Raw genomic sequence first — 17,432 nt, 5'->3', positions numbered from 1 at the left:
TTATCTACAAAAAAAGATTTTATCTACAAAACACAAAAACCTTCCACTGACTGTCTTCATAAAAAAATACCACGTCGAAGTGCTGGGGTAGACCTATCTTTTTATAAAGGACCTTCTGCAATTTTCATGCTGAAGGTCCAACGGGTTATGTATTATGTTTCCTATGTATTAAGTATGACCGACGATTTCTTAATCGTCCTCGGATACGGCTTCTGTTCTTCCTAGCTCATACGCGTCATTCATCACATTCATCAGCATGTTGAGTAAAGGTTGGATGTCTTCCATTGATAATTGCATACCTTTATCTTCCATCATCTGTTTCGCTTCAGGTAAATGTGTCATCGCAATTTGCATGAACTTCATATTTCTTTCTTGATTCATAAGGTTTATCCTCCAATGATATTATGGTTGTGGGAGTTTGCCAGTTTCTTTATATTCTTTAACCAATGTGCTTATCTTATCTTGTAGGCCATTCGGCACTTCATCACTGAAAGGCGCGAGTGATATCACATCCTCCTGGAAATCATAATGGATATTTCCATTCCGGAGCTCCCCCTCGTCATACTTCTTGGCAATCCTGACATAAAGACGATCGACATGTTGGACCGTACTTGTTAAAACGGTTTGTTCACCTAGATCCGCCATATCGGAAACAAACCCGATCGCATAATTTCCTTGCTCCTTGATCCTTTCGATCACTGGTACGGTATATCCATCTCCTGCAGGATAAAAGACATCAACACCTTGTCCTGTCATTTTCCTTAAAATATTGAATGCTCTATTCGTATCCTCCCAGTCTTCAACAAATTCAATATGTGTTTCTACGTTTTCATTATAAACGCTGGCACCTTCTTGGAATCCTGTTACTTCAGGCTGCCAGGGAAAAGCTGCGATCATACCGATTTGCCCGGATTCAGTCATAGCACCAGATATCACCCCTGCAAAATAACCCATGGCATATGAATCGAAATGTATACTCGTTATTCGCTCTCCGCTCACTTTTCCATTGAAGCTAACGAAATGCATATCGGGAAATTCCGATTTAATTTCCATGAATAGAGGTGCATATAACTTTCCATGGCCAAATACAAGATTCACATCATTCTTCTGAAATTCTCTGACTGCTGATAGAACTTGTGCTTTTGATTTAACCTCTTCACGATAAAATACTTCCTTACCGAGTTTTTCTTGAATTTGAAGTAAGCCCTTATAACCTTTCGTGCCCCACCCTTTATCGGTTATGGTATCTTCAATCAAAAGTCCAATGCTCTCTAACTCTCCGGAATTCAGTGCTTGCTGACAACCTGAAAGAGATAGAAGGGAAATTGCAATCAGGAAAGGTATTATCTTTGCCATTCTTTTTTCCTCTCCTCTTTACTGCCAAGACATTATTACTAGTACTAGTATAAACGATACATATGATTTCGAAATATTCCAAGAGTACTAAATCATTCTTCCAAACGGTCCGGTATGCAAAAAACGTTGTCATCTTTCTTCGTATAGGGTAATGATTTTATCGGAGTATTCTCCCTTCATAAGTTGATTACAAGACATGATAAACGTCTCTTTCGTGATTGTAAAGGTATTACTGATTTCTCTATTCTGGTCCGAAACTCCTGCTTTTTCTAATTTATCCACCGCAAAACATCTTTCTTCGATGGAATTTCTGCAGCCATTTACCATGGGAATTCTCATAATATGATAATCCACATCAAAAACTTCAGCTGTTTCAGTGAGGTATGTTTCCTCCGTCAACATCAATGTGCCATACAAGCTGTTTGGCTGTGGTGTTCGATCGGCTTGAAAGGGTGGTCTGCTATTTCCATATACATCCGTTGTAGAAATAAGGATGATTTTACTATTTTGCTCAGCTGCGTATTGAATAACCTTCCTCATATTTTGTTGTTGATTTTGCAGGATTGTTTTCAATTCCGATAACTGGTTCGTCTTTGGCGAAGTTTGAGCTAAGTGGAAGATGGTCCTTGGCTGTTCAATATCATCCCAATCGACCTCTTGGATCGGCAGGTTATAGAAATGGAATAAGGCATTCCTTCCGATTAGATCGAGGCCGACATGTCCTTCCCTATCTAAATGATCAATCCCATATACATCAATCTCATCATTTAAAAATTCATTACAAAGGAGCATTCCAAGCTCTCCAGCCACTCCAGTAATCAAGGTATTCTTCATTATAACTGGCCCTCCATTTTCATACAGTCTATTACTATCTTATTTTTAGGCTTTGTTAAATAATACAGTTGATTTCTGACTAAGTTTGACTGAAACGAAATTTACGGCACTCCAGCGGGAAAAGCGAGCCAAGCGAGACTCCCCGTTATTTAAAGGAGCTTCGACAAGGAAAGCTTCTAAGAATTCTCATCGCAGACACGAAAATGATTTCACTTTTGTTTTGACATCCTGTGTAGGGGAGGAGGCTCGCGGATCGTCCGCAAATGATGAACTAAATCCTGTTTCTTCATGGATTACAGAGTCCTTATGACTAACTTTGAGAAGCTTTATGTATTGAAATAAACATGAATAAGATCAACCAGCTTAACAGTAAAATCCGTTCCCTTTGAGTTACATTCGGAATTACTTCTCTATACACTGGTTGATCACTATAGTTCAAGCTCATTTTTTTGATAGAAATTCTTCACTTTGTTTGCGAGATCGTATTTTCCCCCAGGTAACTGCAGCGTCAGTGCGATCGGCGCTCCTAGATCCTCCCTGAATTTTTCATAAGCACGGCTATGTTTTATAAATGAATACGGAGTTCCCTGCATATTGTGCCAAATCTTCACCGGTGCTTTCGAAGGGTAGTCGTACATTCCTTTATCCTTCACCAAAAACAACGTTGCTTTATCTTCGGACATATCATATGCTTTTCTGATTTCCCTATGAAACTGCTTATAAAAGAGTTTTTGCTCCATAACGGCTTCAGCATGGACTTTCAAGCTGAAACATGGATTCATGAAGGCTACAGACCTCGTGAGTGTTTCATGATGATACATCCATTTAACAGCAGATAAGGCCCCCATTCCTTCAGCAAACACATGGATTCTGGAATTGATGATTTCTTGCTTCAGGATGGTATGATACATTCGATGCAGCAGCTCGACACTACCATCATTCCCCCAATGCCGTCCATATAAATTGGAATAATAAACGGTGTATCCATAACGGCACAGTTCCTCGATGAATTTCCTCCGTTCTGGATGCTGCAACCATGAGCTTGTTTGGTTAGTCACATAATGATTCGTATCTCCTATTATCAGGATCGCAAAACCATTAGGCTGTTCCGGAAGATGAATGATAGCATGCTGATCATTCGTTTTTATAAATCGGTGAGTGGTTATACTCAAATTCATCACACCTTAATCTTACATTCTAAGTTAATGTATGCGAGAAAAAGAAAAGAGAACAGGTTTTTCGCCCAATTTTCTTATGCTTTACTCTGCATAGGTGCCATAAACAGCAAAAGGTGAACTTTTTTTGGAAGTTTCGTGAAAACGTTTTGATAGAAGGCAAGTTGTGCTACAATATGAATTGGATAAAAAAATTGGCGAAGCCAAGCCTTGGCGAAGGCTGAGCCTTAGTTGCACTTTTTAAGTGTAAATTGCTACATATTATTCTTGAGGTGATCATATGCGTTACATTTGGACAATAATCTGGGCATTATTGTTGAGCAATATGGCTTTCTATGTGCTAAGCTCAATGCAAGGCGGCCATTACAGCTTCGGCCTAGCAACAGTTATCGGACTTATTCTTTCTGTATTCGTATTTGTACTCGGAGATGCAGGAATAAAGGACGAAACAACAGAATGATGATTGTGTAGTGAAAGTGGCTCAAAAGCGTAACAGCTTTTGGGTCATTTTTTGTCTTGGCTATCTTTTTCTCATTATCTGAAATAGTTGATATTGTTCCGGGCGATCCACGAGCCTCCTCACTTGCACAGGATCTCAACACAAAAATGAAATCATTTTCGTTTCTGCGATGAGAATTCTTAGAAGCTTACTTATGCTGGCTTAGACGTTCACCACAGGACGTACTTGTACAGGATGTACTGACTTCGACGTTCACCACCGGACGTGGTGGTATTTAGTCGAAGTCATTATCATAGTCGAAGCTCCTTTTAAAAACAGTGGAGTCTCGCCTGGCTCGCTATTTCGTTTAAATCAACACAGCCTTAAAACATCTAAAGAAAACCTCGCAAAGCCAAGCCTTGACGAAGGCTTGAGCCATAATTGCACTTATACTGAAGAAAGTATATGCTTTCCTTAAGTGCAAATAAAACGAGACTGATTTCAACCAGTCCCGTCTTCTTTCATAGTATTTTACTTAAAAATGATTGGGTTCGTTCGTGCTGTGGATCTGAAAATAACTTCTTCGGCTCGTTTTCTTCTACTATATACCCTTCGTCCATGAAGAGAACGCGATCTCCGACTTCTCTAGCAAAGCCCATTTCGTGCGTGACCACAATCATTGTCATGCCTTCTTTGGCCAGTTGTTTCATAACTTCCAAAACCTCACCGACCATTTCTGGGTCCAGTGCAGATGTCGGTTCATCAAATAGCATGATTTCAGGTTCCATCGCCAATGCTCTCGCAATCGCGACCCGCTGCTTCTGGCCACCTGAAAGTGAATTCGGATATACCTCCGCTTTTTCGGATAATCCTACTTTTGCAAGAAGCTCGAGTGCTTTCTCCTCAGCTCTTTTCCTATTCCACTTCCTTACCTTCATTGGCGATAAGATGATATTTTCCAACACCGTTTTATGGGGGAAAAGGTTGAACTGTTGGAACACCATGCCGACATCTGTACGCAGTTTATTGATATCCGTTGATTTTGCCGTAATATCAATGCCTTTTATATATACTTTGCCATCGGTGATGGATTCGAGCAGATTGAGACATCTTAAGAAAGTGGATTTCCCTGATCCAGACGGCCCGATCACACATACAACTTCTTGCTGCTTTATCTCTGCACTTATGTCTTTTAAAACCTCTAGTGAACCAAATGATTTTTTTAAATTTTGAACTTTTATCATTCTGTAGTTAATCTCCTCTCGATGTAGTTTAAAATTGTACTGACTGTTAGAGTCAAGAGAAGATATATCAGTGCAACAGTAAGATATGGCTCCCATGCCCGGTAATATTGCCCTTGCATCGCTCTTCCCCAGTACATCAATTCAGGTGCCGCTATGATTGCCAGGATTGATGATTCTTTTATCAAAACAATGAATTCATTCCCTAACGGAGGAATCATACGTTTAATTGCCTGTGGCAAAATGACATATCGCATCGATTCATAATAATTCATCCCTAATGAACGTGATGCCTCCATCTGCCCTTTATCAATCGATTGAATTCCAGCTCTGAAAATTTCTGCAATATACGCCCCTGCATTTAAGGAGAGCCCCAAGACTCCTGCCAATATCGCATTTGAATCGCCAATCAGTAGCGGTACAACCCCAAAGTATATCAATAGGATCTGTACAAAAAAAGGGGTCCCCCTGAAAAAAGTGATGTACCAATCAAGTGGATACCTGAGAACTCGATAAGGCGAAAGTTTCCCCAATCCTATCAATAAGCCTAAGACCGTACCAATCAAGATGCCGACAAATGAAAAACCTATCGTATAAAGTGTTCCTCTTAAGAAATATGGTGCATAGTCAATTATCAAATCATATCTGAATTCCATAAACCTCTCCCCTTGGATGTCCTCTTTTATTGAAGAAAGGGCTGACAAGCAATGTGTCAGATCACTCCAACACCTGGTCAGCCCCATGACTTGATTTATTCGTTTTCCATCTGCTGTTTCAATGCTTCAAGATCTGGTTCATCACCGAACCATTCTTTATATATCTCTGCATATGTTCCATTCTCGATGACTTCTTTAACAGCTTTATCGAAATCCGCTTTCAAGTCGCTTCCTTTCGGGAACATGAGTCCATAAAATTCAGATTCGAAATTTTCTTCATCACTGATTGTCTTGAGCTTTTTATCAGGATTGTTTTTCGCATATTCGAGTACGACACTGTTATCCGCAACTACCGCGTCGACTCCTCCCTGAACCAACTCCATGATCGCAAGTGTATTATTATCGAACTTTTTGATATCTTTGTGATTTGATCCAAGAATCTTTTCCACAGCAGCTTGTCCAGTTGTACCATTCTGGACAGCTACTTTTTTCCCTTTCAAATCTTCAGCACTTTGGATATCACTATCTTCAGGAATTAAAATCATATTTCTTGATTCAAAATACGGTGTTGAAAAATCATATGTCTGTTTACGATCCTCATTGATGGTGATGGCAGAAATTGCAACATCAGCCTTTTCTCCCTGAATCTCTACAAATAGCGGATCCCAGCCGATATTTTTATATTTCGGCGTATAGCCTGCTTCTTCCATCACGGCATCCATGAAATCAATATCAAAACCAACAATCTTATCACCTTTCATATATTCAAAAGGTGCATATGCTGCGTCTGTGACAACTTCTAACTCCTTATTGTTATCACCTGAACTTTCCCCACTGCCTCCACATGCAGCCAAAATGGTAAGCAGGCCGATAAGCATAAATAGAAACGGAACTTTAATAATCTTCATTATATCCTCCCCCAAATGTTTTATGATGACGACCGACTTTCTACCCTCTCCTTTTATAATTTTCTAAATTTTTAATAATTTAATTCTAGTATTAAAGTCCGTTAATTTCAACAAAAAATTGAACAAGTGTTCATATTTGGTAACTTGCATAATCACGGCTTCCGTTTATACGTCCACTTCCGATTATGATTACTTGTTTCCGGAAATGCGTCACCTGCATGCAGTTTGATTTCTTTTGGGTTATTCACCATGCTTCCCGTCTCTCCTATCTCAACGTAAACGCCATTGTTTGGTGCTTTCTGACCAGGATTGAACTGATGATTCTGTCCCATTCTAAATCCCTCCTTTTTATCAGTAGGATAACCTCCTCAATAAAAAATTAATCGAGATGAATTTCTCGTAATGCAATGTTTGTGCATGGTCAGTTGGGATTGACAGGGGAAATTCGCGACACTCCTGCGGGAAAAGCGAGCCAGGCGAGACCCCACAGCGCAGAATGCGCGAGGAGGCTCGCGGATTTAGGGCTATGCTTGGAAGTGATGTTTAGCTCAGCGACCAGTCACTTGGATCACTTCAAACTTCCTGCGGCGGCAACAGCCTCCTCGTCAGTTTTCCAGTGACCTACGTGCCTAACCGGGTCGATTCCGCATTTCTTGAACCCGCGGAAAGGGAGTGAATTTCCTAAATCAATAATAAGAAAACAACAAAAAAGCCACCTTTTTGTGGTGACTTTCAAATCTTAATATGGAACCAAAGATACAGCCGTCAGGAAATGCAGAGGCAAGATGATCCGTTCAAACCCTAACCCCGGCTCAGGAAATCCCAAATATTGTCTAGGTTGACTCATTCCAGGCTTTTTCTTGTATTTTACTTCTATGATTAAGTATATATTCTGTTTATCAACCTTTTCAACATACCCCTCATACACTTTCCCATCCATCATATGACACTGTACATACTGATTTATATGCTTCTTACATTGTTTTTGCATCATCTGGTTATGATTGTTTAAAGCTTTCATATATTTACGATAAGGCACGATCTTCCCCCCTCACATTTTCATGATATTCACACAGAGTTATAAATGTGTAAGGACAGGTTTATGACAAATTTCACGAATTATCTCTTTACTAGTTCGTTCATTTATTGTTTAATGACTACATGTGCATTTGAAAAGAAACAGAGATATATTATTCGGAGGAACGTTAAATGGATCAACTCTTTCTACTTTTGAAATATGCTTTTTTTGGATTTGTACAAGGAATTACTGAGCCCATCCCTATTTCATCAAGCGGCCATATGGTCTTTGCAGAAAAGATTTTGGATATACATATCGAGGGATTCAGTTTTGAAGTCTTCATGAATTTCGCATCGTTACTTGCTGTTCTAGTGATCTATCGGGAGGATCTTGTTAGGCTTACGACAAACGGTCTGAATTTTACGATGACGAGAGACAGAAAATATCGATCAGACTTCATGTTCATTGTCTATCTGATCATCGGAACGATTCCTGCTGCAGTCATTGGAATATTAGCTGAGGATTTCATTTCTGGGAATATGAAAGACATCAAGGTGGTCGGAGCAGCCTTAATCGTCACCGGTATTGCGTTATGGTTGATCCGAAACCTTCGTGGGCGTAAATACGAGCAAGACCTATCGATTAAGGATGCACTGATTGTAGGCCTTGCCCAGGCGGTTGCACTAATTCCGGGAATTAGCCGTTCTGGCGCAACGATTGTCGCTGCAATGGGACGTGGCATGAAGCAAGAAACTGCACTGCGTTATTCATTCTTGCTATACATCCCGGTAAGTGTCGGGACAATGATTTTAAGTTTTGGTGATTTAAAGGACGACCCGCTGCTTGATCAATTATTGATACCGTACCTTGTAGCCTTTCTGATTTCATTTATCGCTTCATACATTTCATTGAAGTGGTTGATGGGGATCATGGCTAGAGGAAATCTGAAATACTTTGCCATCTATTGTTTCATCGTCGGACCATTGGTGATTTTATTCATGTAGTTTGATTGAAAAAAGCGCTGGGCTTAATTGCCCGGCGCTTTTTCTGTGACTTTCATTAGTATTGGATATCCCATTATGAGAAGTTGGATGATCGTCAAGATGATAATGACAGGTCCCAGTAAAAGGATGCTGACATCAATAACACCTATATACCCATAGGTAACAGGGATCAGAGGCTTACATATTGAAGTGAAATAATAAAACATACCGAATGTGAAAATCCTTGTCCATTGGGATGGATGATACACATAAATACCTTGATACACCCCTAAGAGCTTTATCAACTTGATGGCCCGGTACAATTCCATCAACTCAACAAGAAGAAAAACACTGAAAACAAGAAGCCAATAGATTCTGAAAGAGCTACTGGGTACACTGATATTCAGCCAGGCTACTCCTGTGATTGATAAAGCCCCATGCACAATACAATTCGTATTTTTCCAATCATCAACAATTGTCCAAGTGTTCCTGGCATATCGAATAATCAGGACCCCAACGCTACCCAAATAAAATACGATACCTATACTCATCAAGATTAGCTCTACCGACTTCAATAGATCAAACGTCCATTCCATCACGATAACGACGGATTGTGTTGCTACAACTGTTAGCAAAATGCCGCCATGTACCTTATCTAAATCCATTTTAGAAAAGATGATCTTTTGGAATGCGTAAATTGATAGAACTGCATATCCTACCCATAGCAAAACAGCCAAGACTGCGATCAATTTGGACACAAAGGGCTCATGCGGATAATAAAAGAGTACAGAAACCCCTACTACTGATGTAGCGGCCACCCATGTTCCATGCAAAAAAGTATGATTGGCATCCCGAAAGCTCCATTTGTTGAAGTGCTTGATATAACTAATCGATATTTGAATCCATAAACCAATCAATAAAAATGGAACGATTTCAGGTTCTTGAATGAAATTGACTGTATGGACCGGTCCAAATGATACGATACCTAAACCCATGATCAGAGCTCCTTTACTGGGATCTTCCTTCCGGACAAAAGAAGAAACAAGTAAAGCGCCTGTAAAATAGCTTGTAATGATTAATAAATAAATCAATTTCGGGTTTGTATCAAGATAAAAGAAAATATAAACTAAGAATGATAGAATGACTGGCATTGCTTGAATAAACATTGTCAACTAAACCTCAAGACTATTTATGTGTTATGTGTAAGGAGGATAGATATGAAAGAATATATCGGAAAGTGCGAGATTTGCAAAAAGCCGATTTATTGTATGGATGGCTTTTTCAATGGAATCAAAACAGAAACAGGCGTATGCTGTTTTGAATGTGATCGAAAAAGGAAATCTACTTAACCACCGCTAACTGGCGGTAATAGCGCTACTGTATCACCTTCACGGATGACTTGACCGGGATTGTTTACAAATTCTTCATTGACTGCAACCATTACATTTGAGAGGTCCAGTTTGGGCTCCGTTTCACGAATATGAGTAATAAGTTGATCGACCGTCACTTCCTGTTTCTCAACAGAAAGCTCGCTTTTTCCGACTTTTTCCTGTAGTCCGGCAAACAATAATACATTAATCATCAAGATTCTCCTTTCCTGGTTTTCCTGACGGGTATTCCGTCTTTTCCAGCTGATCGCCGATCCACTTTTCGCCATCTTCCCAATGTTCTTTTTTCCAAATTGGGACGATCTCTTTGATTCGTTCAATCGCATAGCGGCTCGCTTCATACGAGTCTGCCCGATGAGGAGTCGAAACCGCAATGACGACAGCAATATCTGAAATATCCAACCTGCCGATCCGATGGCCAATTGCCACACGCGCTTCATTCCAACGAGAATTGATTTCTGAACCGATTTGCGCTAATTTCTTTTCAGCCATCGGAATATAAGCATCGTATTCAAGGAAGAGTGTCCGCCTCTCATTCGTCAACTCCCGTACAGTGCCGATGAACGTATTGATCGCTCCGGCATGGGGATGGACCACTTTCTCAACGACTACATTTACGTCGAGCGGTTCTTTTGTAATGTAAAAGTGTTTAGACATGGATTCATCTCCGTTTTAAAAACTCTTCTTTTAGATACTTGGTGAATTCATCAGCTTGATTGAAACCGAAGCTGATGAGCCTAGAGCTTTCCTCCGCTTTACAATCGATCACTCCAATGACATTTTCGCAAACCCCAAGCAATAACTTCAGCTCTTGTTCATTTCTTGCAATTAGGAATTTGCTATAGGGACCCTTTTTGTATCCTTCTACTAGAATAAGATCCAAAGGCATTTGCTGATACATCGATACAATTTGTTCGAGGGGAATGGTTCCTCCATTTCCATTCACCTTTAAAAGGAGGACACCTTCCCCTTCTACTGCGGTCATATAGGCTCCTTCATTCTGAAATTGAGCTGTATCAGTGTGTTCAGGTTCTGTTATGTCAGGCGCCCCGCCATGTCCATGATGTTTGATGACGCCTATACGGTAACCCTCTCCTGATAACTCGCTGACGATTTTTTTAATGAAGCTTGTTTTCCCACTTTTTTTATATCCTGCAAATTGAATGACAGGAATGGTGTTATTTACACTTCCCATGGATTCAGGTCACTTTCATGGTTGAATAATAGGACATCCACTTCGTCCCCTGTTTGAAAGCCTCTCGTTCCACCCGGGAGGACAATGAAAACATCCGCTTCAGCAATCGATGTAACCGAGCTCGATTTATCTAGACCTGTAGGGGCGACGCGGATCCCTTCTGGGGCGTAATCGATTTTTCCCCGGACCAACCGTGTAAAAGGATTCGGCTTAGGAAAATCCTTTGCCAGAATCGCTCTCATTTTTGCTAGGAATGGTGTACTCTCTGCAGCTTGCTTTATGAACGGTCTTACAAAAAGCTCACCACCGACAAAACAAGCGGAAGGGTTCCCTGATAAACCGAAAAGCAGCTTCCCTTCATATTCGGCCACAGTGGTTACACTTCCGGGCCGCATAGCAATTTTATTGAAAAGCGTAGTTGCGCCGAGTTTTTCGTATATAGCTGGTAAATAGTCATAATCCCCGACCGAAACACCGCCTGTTGTGACGAGAGCGTCAACATCGTGTAATACAGATGACACAGCATCAAAGCACACATCAAAATCATCATCTAATTTCCCTAGATATAGCGGTTCTCCGCCCATTTTTCGGATTTGAGAAGCGATCATGTAGGCATTGGAATTACGGATCTTCCCTGGTTGTAAAGGTTCATCAATGTTCAAAAGCTCAGTACCGGTTGCATAAATTCCGATCTTCGGCTTCCGGAAGACGTCAACGGTTTTGTACCCGAAAGTAGCTAACAAAGCAGTCACGCCTGGTGTGATCATTGTCCCTCTTGTTATGAGCACTGTCCCTTTCTCCGTATCTTCGCCTTGCCTCGCAATATTTTGTCCAGACGAAAATCTTCTGCCGATCTCGATCATTATCTTATCGTCTTTTTGAATTTCTTTGACAACTTCAAACATGGCAATTGCGTCTGCACAATCTGGAATCGCTGCTCCGGTCATGATGCGGATCGCTTGTCCAGATTGTAGGTTGGACTCTGCAACCTGACCTGCACCGATTTCTTCAATAACCTCAAGATGGACAGGCGTTTCAGTCGAAGCTTGTTCTGTATCCTTTGCTATTAATGCAAAACCATCATACGGAGAACGATTGAATGGAGGTACATCATGATCTGCAATAATCGGTTCTGCTAATACTCGATCTGCCGCATTTTCTATATTCAATTCTTCAGATTGTAATTGAAGAGGATACTCAAGGACCCGTTTAATCCCTTCCCCAATCTGAATCGGTTTCCTGCGTTCAACGACCATACTTGTCACCGCCTTTTAACATTCCACTTTCATTTTAGCAAAGACTCCTGACAGTTTCACGAAATCAACAAAGAAAACTTAGCAAAGCCAAACCTTTGGCGCAGGCTGAGCTTTCGTTGCGCTTATATGGAAGAAAGCATTTTATACCTTTTTTAAATGCAAAAAAGGATCGACCCGAGAGCAGCATATTACAACATAAGACATGTACTGTTGCATTGAAAGCTACTGTTTTTCGGATCAATCCATCGTTTTTGTATTATGGTTCCTCTTTTATTGAATTCCAAGAGCGATTTTTGCATATCTGGACATTTTGTCTTTTGTCCACGGTGGATTCCACACAATATTAACGTCAACTTCCTTGACCTCAGGAAAATCGATCAGTGCATTGCGTACATCGTTAGCGATCGTTCCTGCTAACGGACAACCCATAGCAGTCAAAGTCATCGTTACTTTTGCCATACCTTCTTCATCTAGCTCGACATCATATACTAGCCCTAAATTAACGATATCTACACCCAATTCAGGATCTTCTACTTCTTCAAGTGCTTCCATCAACTTTTCTTTAACTTCTTCGTTAGCCATAATGAACCCCTTCCATTTCGAATTTCTGATTATAGTATAACCCATTGGAAGCAGGACATAAAATGTTCCGCATCAGCTTTTCAATTGATTAGGAAGATTGTTGATGGATTGGTTCAATGATTCGAGTTTCGATTCGATTCTGTGCAGCAAGTAGAGTGTTACAACAACAGGAAAACCAAAATCACTCATCACCGTAACCCATTGTTCCATCTCGTCACCCCTTTCATTTCTATTAAAATTAATCATACTGTTGATTTCTGCTTAAATTTGAGTGAAGCGTAATTTGCGACAATCCTGCGGGAAAAGCGAGCCAGGCGAGACCCCACTGTTTTAAAAGGAGCTTCGACTATAATAATGAACTTCGACTAAATACCACCACGTCCTATGGTGAACGTCGAAGCCAGCAGAAGGAAAGCTTCTAAGAATACCCATCGCAGACACGAAAATGATTTCATTTTTGTGTTGACATCCTGTGCAAGTGAGGAGGCTTGCGGATTAGGGCTAATGCTTGGAGGTGATGTCTAGCTCAGCGACCAGTCACTTGGATCACTTCAAACTTCCTGCGGCGGTCTACACATTGATTGATATCCTTATGAGTGAGCCCACGCAGAACCAAATCTTTGTTTGGTTCGAGCCTCCTCGTCAGTTTTCCAGTGACCTGCGTGCCTTACCGGGTCGCTTCCACTTTTCTTGAGCCCGCGGAAAGGGAGTGAATTTCGTAAAAATCAACAATAAAGCCTTTATATATGGCTAAGTTAATCGAAAAAAGGACCGACTTGCATGAAGCCGATCCTTAAAATACCCATTATGATAATGGAATATCTGTAACGTTACGTTCTACAATGCGTGCACCCTTCTTAGCTATAAGATCGCCTCCAGAAGATACGAATGCATTTTCTGCCAAAATCTGATCCATAGCTGATTCCAATGCAATTGTATCAACTGGTTCTACAGGTTCATCAAGGGATAGACGGACTGTTTTCCCTTCCTCATTTTCGAATAACAATTCAATTTGTTTTGCCATCAAGATTCCTCCTCTCCTCAATTAGTTAGACGCTTTAAGCACTAAGGTCAAATGAGTTTGTACGCTCGACATCGTTGATTGGATACTGTTGAAGTGGTGCCAGTGCCTCAACAATAGCAAAGAGCTGGTCATGTGTTGCACTGCTCTTTACGTTAGTGAAACTTTTACGTTTATAGACTGGCTTCCCTTCGAGATCGATCCCAGCATCAAAAGTGATCGTCAATCTTGTGTCATTCAGGATTGCTGTTGCCATTCCCTCACCCCCTTTCACCTAATAAATACAAAGTTCATCGCAAAAAGGGGGAGACGAATTTGATTTTTTTCTCAAAAGCTTTAGATAAGGAGATGGAGTGAATTTGAATTTTGTGGGTGATCGTGCATCTTTAGTGGAAAATTGTGCAACTTCAGAAGTTAATTGAGCAACTTTAAGTTGGAAGCGTGCAAGTGCAGTGGAATACACGAGCAAAAAAAAGAGGCCCCGATTAAGGGCTTCTTCCATTCTCTATAATTTTTCTATTACCCATTCCACTGCTCTATGACAGGCATCGCGCGTCACTTTATGGCCAGCAATTGGATCAGTCACCATCTCAACCTGGTTTTCTCGAAATAGTCCTGCTTTCACTAAGCTTTCATAAAATTGTTTCGTCAGTTGATATGGGACAACATTATCTGCTTTCCCATGCCAGATCAACAGAGATCTATCCCCTAACAAACGAGGATTCAAGGATAAATCATAAGGCTTTAAGCTCTGAACTTTCGATTCTAGTTCAGATGTGGATAACGGTAGCTGCCTGCCCTCTTTTTGGATCGAATGGATCATCATATTGGCGAATTGCTCATAACTAGGAGTCCCCATTAAGGAAACAGCGGTTCTAATCCAGTCATATTGCGTTAGTGCACCGAACATCGTAATGCTTCCCATAGAGGTACCTGCGACTCCAATCCGACCAGAGTCAGTATGACCGTTTGTCACATAATGGTCTGCAACTTCCTTGAATTCAGCAATCCCTTGCACGACAATATCCCAAAATTTCCATTGCCGTTCTTCTACTGAGATCGGGTCAGAGCGTTCACCGTGCAACGGAAGATCTGGTAATAGGACACGAATCCCATTCTTGGCTAGCAGATAGGCATAGGACAGATTCTGTTCCTTCGAACTCGTAAAACCGTGGAGAAAAACAAGGGTAGGCAGTGTATCTGAAAAAATATCTTCTCTAGCTACATTCAGTATTGGTATGTTTTGTATGTATTCTGTACTGATTTTTATCATAAGACATCTACTCCAAAGATTGATTGTCATTATTTTAACAAAGTTTATGCTATGAGTGGAACTAAAGGACCTCGACAACGGTCTGAACCAAAAAAAGCACCCGCAAGCAGCGAATGCTTTCTTTCAAATATTTTATTGTTGGGTTTTGTTATAATAATCAACACTTGTTTGAGCGCCTTCAGCAACCATCTTGCTGTCTTCAACGTCGCTTGGCTCTCCAGCTTTCTCGACAGGTACATTAGAATTGTTGAACTTCCCTGCACGATCTTTAATCTTAGTCGTGAAGTCAGTCAGGGTCTCTTTTACCTTGATTCGGTTTGAGCGATCTTTTAGATAATAGGTAGCTGCACCTGCTACACTTGCTGCGACACCTGACACAATTGCTTTTTTCGGTGTGAATTTCATTTCAAGTCAACCTCCTCAAGTAGTTTAATTTCATAATTACCCTTTCTCTATAACATTAAACACCCAACATCTTCCTATCCAATAGTCAACGTACACTATTGAAGAAAGTAACCTTATACACATTTAAGATTCATGCTTATAATTTTTCGGATGAATTTCTTCACCATTTTTACCTGTGTAACGAAGACCCCACCCGGTAAGTGCTGCAATTAGCATGACGATCAATAATCCCCAGCCCTGAAAGACATACGGGAACACGTCTGTCGGCTCTACTACCGTTAAGAAATCATAGTCCTTTGCCGCTCCCTTTATTGTCGCCCAGGCAAGAAGCACACCACCGCTCCAAGGGAAGATATAGCCTAATGAGGACGAGATCGTATCAAGGAAATTAGCCCGTCGATAAGGGTGGATATTGAACTCTTTACCAAGTTTTCTTACAAATGGTGCTGCTGCAATTTCTGCTGCTGTATTGATTGTTATGAATACATTCAATGAAGCAACGATTGCAAAAATAGATAGCTCCGCCCTGCGGACAACATTCTTGATGAGTTTCAGGAAGAAGTTCCGTATTGCTTCCATCGTACCTGCTACTTCAAGTAAATGTGCTGCTGAGAGAATGAATAAGATCAGGATTGCCATATTGAAGTATCCGCCGATACCACTCATCAATGCTCCTTCAACTACAGGCGTTCCGTTTTCCTTATGGATTGAAATGACTTCGCTCAAAGGAGTACCTGTCAGAAAAATGACAACAACTGATGATACGATTCCCCATGTCAAGGAGGTCAATAAATGATGTCCGCTCAAAGCTAAGTATAGGACAAGAACGAAAGGTAGAAGCAACCATAATCCAGCTGGCGTCACCTGTTGTTCAAGTTGGGTGAGTGCGGTTTGATTGTTGATACTTCCGCCGCCCCCGAATATAACAAATAAAATCAATGATGGAATCGCCGCTGCAATAGAGTATTTGAAACGTGAACGAACGACTCCAGGTACGTCTGCATCCTGTGTCGTTGCTGAAACGATCGTTGTGTCAGAAACCGGCGCTAAATTATCCCCAAACACAGCTCCGCTTAATATGGCTGCTAATAATACGACCGGGTCTGCTCCAAGGACAAGACCTGCTGGGTACATCAATATCCCAAAAGTTGCGACTGTGCCATAGCCTGTCCCAACAGCTGTAGAGAATAATGCCGCTAACAGAAAGGTCAGTCCGACAAAGAAACCGCCTTCAAGTCCCGTCTGAAAACCAAACCAGATCAATCCATCCACTAATCCTCCTGCAGAAAGAAGTTTCGCGAACATCCCTGCCCAAAACCAGGCAATGACAGCGATGACTCCTATCGGTTGTGCCATACCTGCAAAAAGAGACTGTGCATAATCGGACCATTTTGATTTACAAAAAAATAAGCCGATCAAGATTCCTAGAACCATTCCAAGGACAAGTGCCTCTTCTGTGACTAATTCAAGAACACTTAATGTAATTGCCCAAACGATGAAAAAAACGAGAGGAATAGTTGCTGTAAAGACTCCCCCACGAAAATGAAGGCGTCCGATATCTTTCTTCCCAATCGCCTCTTTCACTTCGCTTGAATGATGTTCATTTCCCATAGACTTTCCTCCATTTCATAAAAAACGTCCTGAATTATCATATCATATTTCGTCTTTATTCGACAGGCGTATAAAGACTTACAATTATTGG

The 17,432-nt window shown here is 40.9% G+C and carries 25 protein-coding genes; 4 read left to right on the top strand and 21 right to left on the bottom strand.

All coding sequences use genetic code 11. The annotated features are described in order from the left end of the window. Nucleotides 1-189: 189 nt before the first annotated feature. From KOL94_RS02640 to KOL94_RS02625, 4 genes are all read right to left on the bottom strand, one after another. Nucleotides 190-381 (bottom strand): ComZ family protein, encoded by a 192-nt coding sequence (locus KOL94_RS02640; RefSeq protein WP_221563819.1) that lies wholly within the window; start codon nucleotides 379-381, stop codon nucleotides 190-192. Nucleotides 382-402: 21 nt separating this feature from the next. After that, nucleotides 403-1,356 (bottom strand): BMP family ABC transporter substrate-binding protein, encoded by a 954-nt coding sequence (locus KOL94_RS02635; RefSeq protein ID WP_221563818.1) that lies wholly within the window; start codon nucleotides 1,354-1,356, stop codon nucleotides 403-405. 129 nt (nucleotides 1,357-1,485) lie between these two features. After that, nucleotides 1,486-2,190 carry an NAD-dependent epimerase/dehydratase family protein gene (locus KOL94_RS02630; RefSeq protein WP_221563815.1) on the bottom strand — a complete coding sequence of 235 codons (705 nt, stop codon included), beginning with the start codon at nucleotides 2,188-2,190 and terminating at the stop codon, nucleotides 1,486-1,488. A 428-nt stretch (nucleotides 2,191-2,618) separates the two neighbouring features. Then, a complete protein-coding gene (locus tag KOL94_RS02625) occupies nucleotides 2,619-3,362 on the bottom strand; it encodes a M35 family metalloendopeptidase (protein ID WP_221563813.1) in 744 nt (247 codons plus the stop codon). Nucleotides 3,363-3,645: 283 nt separating this feature from the next. Here KOL94_RS02625 and KOL94_RS02620 point away from each other — a divergent pair, with 283 nt between their 5' ends. Then, nucleotides 3,646-3,825 (top strand): YjzD family protein, encoded by a 180-nt coding sequence (locus KOL94_RS02620; protein ID WP_221563810.1) that lies wholly within the window; start codon nucleotides 3,646-3,648, stop codon nucleotides 3,823-3,825. A 500-nt stretch (nucleotides 3,826-4,325) separates the two neighbouring features. On the opposite strand, the gene KOL94_RS02615 is transcribed toward KOL94_RS02620, so the two are convergent. The 5 genes from KOL94_RS02615 to KOL94_RS02595 form a co-directional block, all read right to left on the bottom strand. After that, nucleotides 4,326-5,048: an amino acid ABC transporter ATP-binding protein gene (locus KOL94_RS02615; protein WP_221563809.1), complete on the bottom strand. Its 723-nt coding sequence runs from the start codon at nucleotides 5,046-5,048 to the stop codon at nucleotides 4,326-4,328. Beyond that, entirely contained in the window at nucleotides 5,045-5,701 is a 657-nt protein-coding gene (locus tag KOL94_RS02610; RefSeq protein WP_221563808.1) for an amino acid ABC transporter permease, read from the bottom strand. The genes KOL94_RS02615 and KOL94_RS02610 overlap by 4 nt, the downstream gene beginning before the upstream one ends. A gap of 95 nt (nucleotides 5,702-5,796) precedes the next feature. Then, complete coding sequence (locus tag KOL94_RS02605; RefSeq protein ID WP_221563807.1) at nucleotides 5,797-6,609, bottom strand: basic amino acid ABC transporter substrate-binding protein; 813 nt, start codon at nucleotides 6,607-6,609, stop codon at nucleotides 5,797-5,799. A 152-nt stretch (nucleotides 6,610-6,761) separates the two neighbouring features. Next, nucleotides 6,762-6,941, bottom strand: a complete 180-nt coding sequence (locus KOL94_RS02600) for a YjzC family protein (RefSeq protein ID WP_221563806.1) — start codon at nucleotides 6,939-6,941, stop codon at nucleotides 6,762-6,764. Nucleotides 6,942-7,348: 407 nt separating this feature from the next. Next, nucleotides 7,349-7,648 (bottom strand): LSm family protein, encoded by a 300-nt coding sequence (locus KOL94_RS02595; protein WP_221563805.1) that lies wholly within the window; start codon nucleotides 7,646-7,648, stop codon nucleotides 7,349-7,351. Between the two features lie 170 nt (nucleotides 7,649-7,818). Here KOL94_RS02595 and KOL94_RS02590 point away from each other — a divergent pair, with 170 nt between their 5' ends. Beyond that, nucleotides 7,819-8,631 (top strand): undecaprenyl-diphosphate phosphatase, encoded by an 813-nt coding sequence (locus KOL94_RS02590; protein ID WP_221563804.1) that lies wholly within the window; start codon nucleotides 7,819-7,821, stop codon nucleotides 8,629-8,631. 23 nt (nucleotides 8,632-8,654) lie between these two features. On the opposite strand, the gene KOL94_RS02585 is transcribed toward KOL94_RS02590, so the two are convergent. Continuing rightward, a complete protein-coding gene (locus KOL94_RS02585; protein WP_221563803.1) occupies nucleotides 8,655-9,776 on the bottom strand; it encodes a TDT family transporter in 1,122 nt (373 codons plus the stop codon). A gap of 51 nt (nucleotides 9,777-9,827) precedes the next feature. Here KOL94_RS02585 and KOL94_RS25100 point away from each other — a divergent pair, with 51 nt between their 5' ends. Beyond that, nucleotides 9,828-9,959 (top strand): hypothetical protein, encoded by a 132-nt coding sequence (locus KOL94_RS25100; protein ID WP_260412180.1) that lies wholly within the window; start codon nucleotides 9,828-9,830, stop codon nucleotides 9,957-9,959. Here KOL94_RS25100 and moaD read toward each other — a convergent pair. The 6 genes from moaD to KOL94_RS02555 all read right to left on the bottom strand — a co-directional run bounded on the left by moaD (nucleotide 9,956) and on the right by KOL94_RS02555 (nucleotide 13,241). Further along, nucleotides 9,956-10,192 carry a molybdopterin converting factor subunit 1 gene (gene moaD, locus KOL94_RS02580; RefSeq protein ID WP_221563802.1) on the bottom strand — a complete coding sequence of 79 codons (237 nt, stop codon included), beginning with the start codon at nucleotides 10,190-10,192 and terminating at the stop codon, nucleotides 9,956-9,958. The two genes, KOL94_RS25100 and moaD, sit on opposite strands and share 4 nt — an antisense overlap. Then, entirely contained in the window at nucleotides 10,185-10,655 is a 471-nt protein-coding gene (locus KOL94_RS02575; RefSeq protein WP_221563800.1) for a molybdenum cofactor biosynthesis protein MoaE, read from the bottom strand. Before KOL94_RS02575 ends, moaD begins: the two co-directional genes overlap by 8 nt. 4 nt (nucleotides 10,656-10,659) lie before the next feature. Beyond that, nucleotides 10,660-11,193: a molybdopterin-guanine dinucleotide biosynthesis protein B gene (mobB, locus tag KOL94_RS02570; RefSeq protein ID WP_221563798.1), complete on the bottom strand. Its 534-nt coding sequence runs from the start codon at nucleotides 11,191-11,193 to the stop codon at nucleotides 10,660-10,662. Then, a complete protein-coding gene (locus KOL94_RS02565) occupies nucleotides 11,181-12,449 on the bottom strand; it encodes a molybdopterin molybdotransferase MoeA (protein WP_221563796.1) in 1,269 nt (422 codons plus the stop codon). The genes mobB and KOL94_RS02565 overlap by 13 nt, the downstream gene beginning before the upstream one ends. Nucleotides 12,450-12,719: 270 nt before the next feature. Next, nucleotides 12,720-13,031, bottom strand: coding sequence for a metal-sulfur cluster assembly factor (locus KOL94_RS02560; RefSeq protein ID WP_221563794.1), 312 nt, complete (start codon nucleotides 13,029-13,031; stop codon nucleotides 12,720-12,722). Between the two features lie 72 nt (nucleotides 13,032-13,103). Continuing rightward, complete coding sequence (locus tag KOL94_RS02555; RefSeq protein ID WP_221563792.1) at nucleotides 13,104-13,241, bottom strand: YvrJ family protein; 138 nt, start codon at nucleotides 13,239-13,241, stop codon at nucleotides 13,104-13,106. Between the two features lie 174 nt (nucleotides 13,242-13,415). Here KOL94_RS02555 and KOL94_RS02550 point away from each other — a divergent pair, with 174 nt between their 5' ends. Continuing rightward, entirely contained in the window at nucleotides 13,416-13,556 is a 141-nt protein-coding gene (locus KOL94_RS02550) for a hypothetical protein (RefSeq protein ID WP_221563790.1), read from the top strand. Between the two features lie 280 nt (nucleotides 13,557-13,836). On the opposite strand, the gene KOL94_RS02545 is transcribed toward KOL94_RS02550, so the two are convergent. From KOL94_RS02545 to KOL94_RS02525, 5 genes are all read right to left on the bottom strand, one after another. Further along, nucleotides 13,837-14,055, bottom strand: coding sequence for a DUF2922 domain-containing protein (locus KOL94_RS02545; protein ID WP_221563788.1), 219 nt, complete (start codon nucleotides 14,053-14,055; stop codon nucleotides 13,837-13,839). 34 nt (nucleotides 14,056-14,089) lie between these two features. Further along, complete coding sequence (locus tag KOL94_RS02540) at nucleotides 14,090-14,308, bottom strand: DUF1659 domain-containing protein (protein WP_221563786.1); 219 nt, start codon at nucleotides 14,306-14,308, stop codon at nucleotides 14,090-14,092. Nucleotides 14,309-14,557: 249 nt separating this feature from the next. After that, nucleotides 14,558-15,325 carry an alpha/beta fold hydrolase gene (locus tag KOL94_RS02535; protein WP_221563784.1) on the bottom strand — a complete coding sequence of 256 codons (768 nt, stop codon included), beginning with the start codon at nucleotides 15,323-15,325 and terminating at the stop codon, nucleotides 14,558-14,560. 132 nt (nucleotides 15,326-15,457) lie between these two features. Beyond that, nucleotides 15,458-15,730, bottom strand: a complete 273-nt coding sequence (locus KOL94_RS02530) for a hypothetical protein (RefSeq protein WP_221563782.1) — start codon at nucleotides 15,728-15,730, stop codon at nucleotides 15,458-15,460. A 123-nt stretch (nucleotides 15,731-15,853) separates the two neighbouring features. Then, complete coding sequence (locus KOL94_RS02525) at nucleotides 15,854-17,341, bottom strand: Na+/H+ antiporter NhaC family protein (RefSeq protein ID WP_221563780.1); 1,488 nt, start codon at nucleotides 17,339-17,341, stop codon at nucleotides 15,854-15,856. Nucleotides 17,342-17,432 lie beyond the last annotated feature (91 nt).

The organism is Alkalihalobacillus sp. TS-13 (assembly GCF_019720915.1).
Taxonomy (GTDB): Bacteria; Bacillota; Bacilli; order Bacillales; family Fictibacillaceae; genus Pseudalkalibacillus.
The sequence above is the reverse complement of the archived record's forward strand: the minus strand, read 5'-3'. Positions and strand labels throughout refer to the sequence as shown.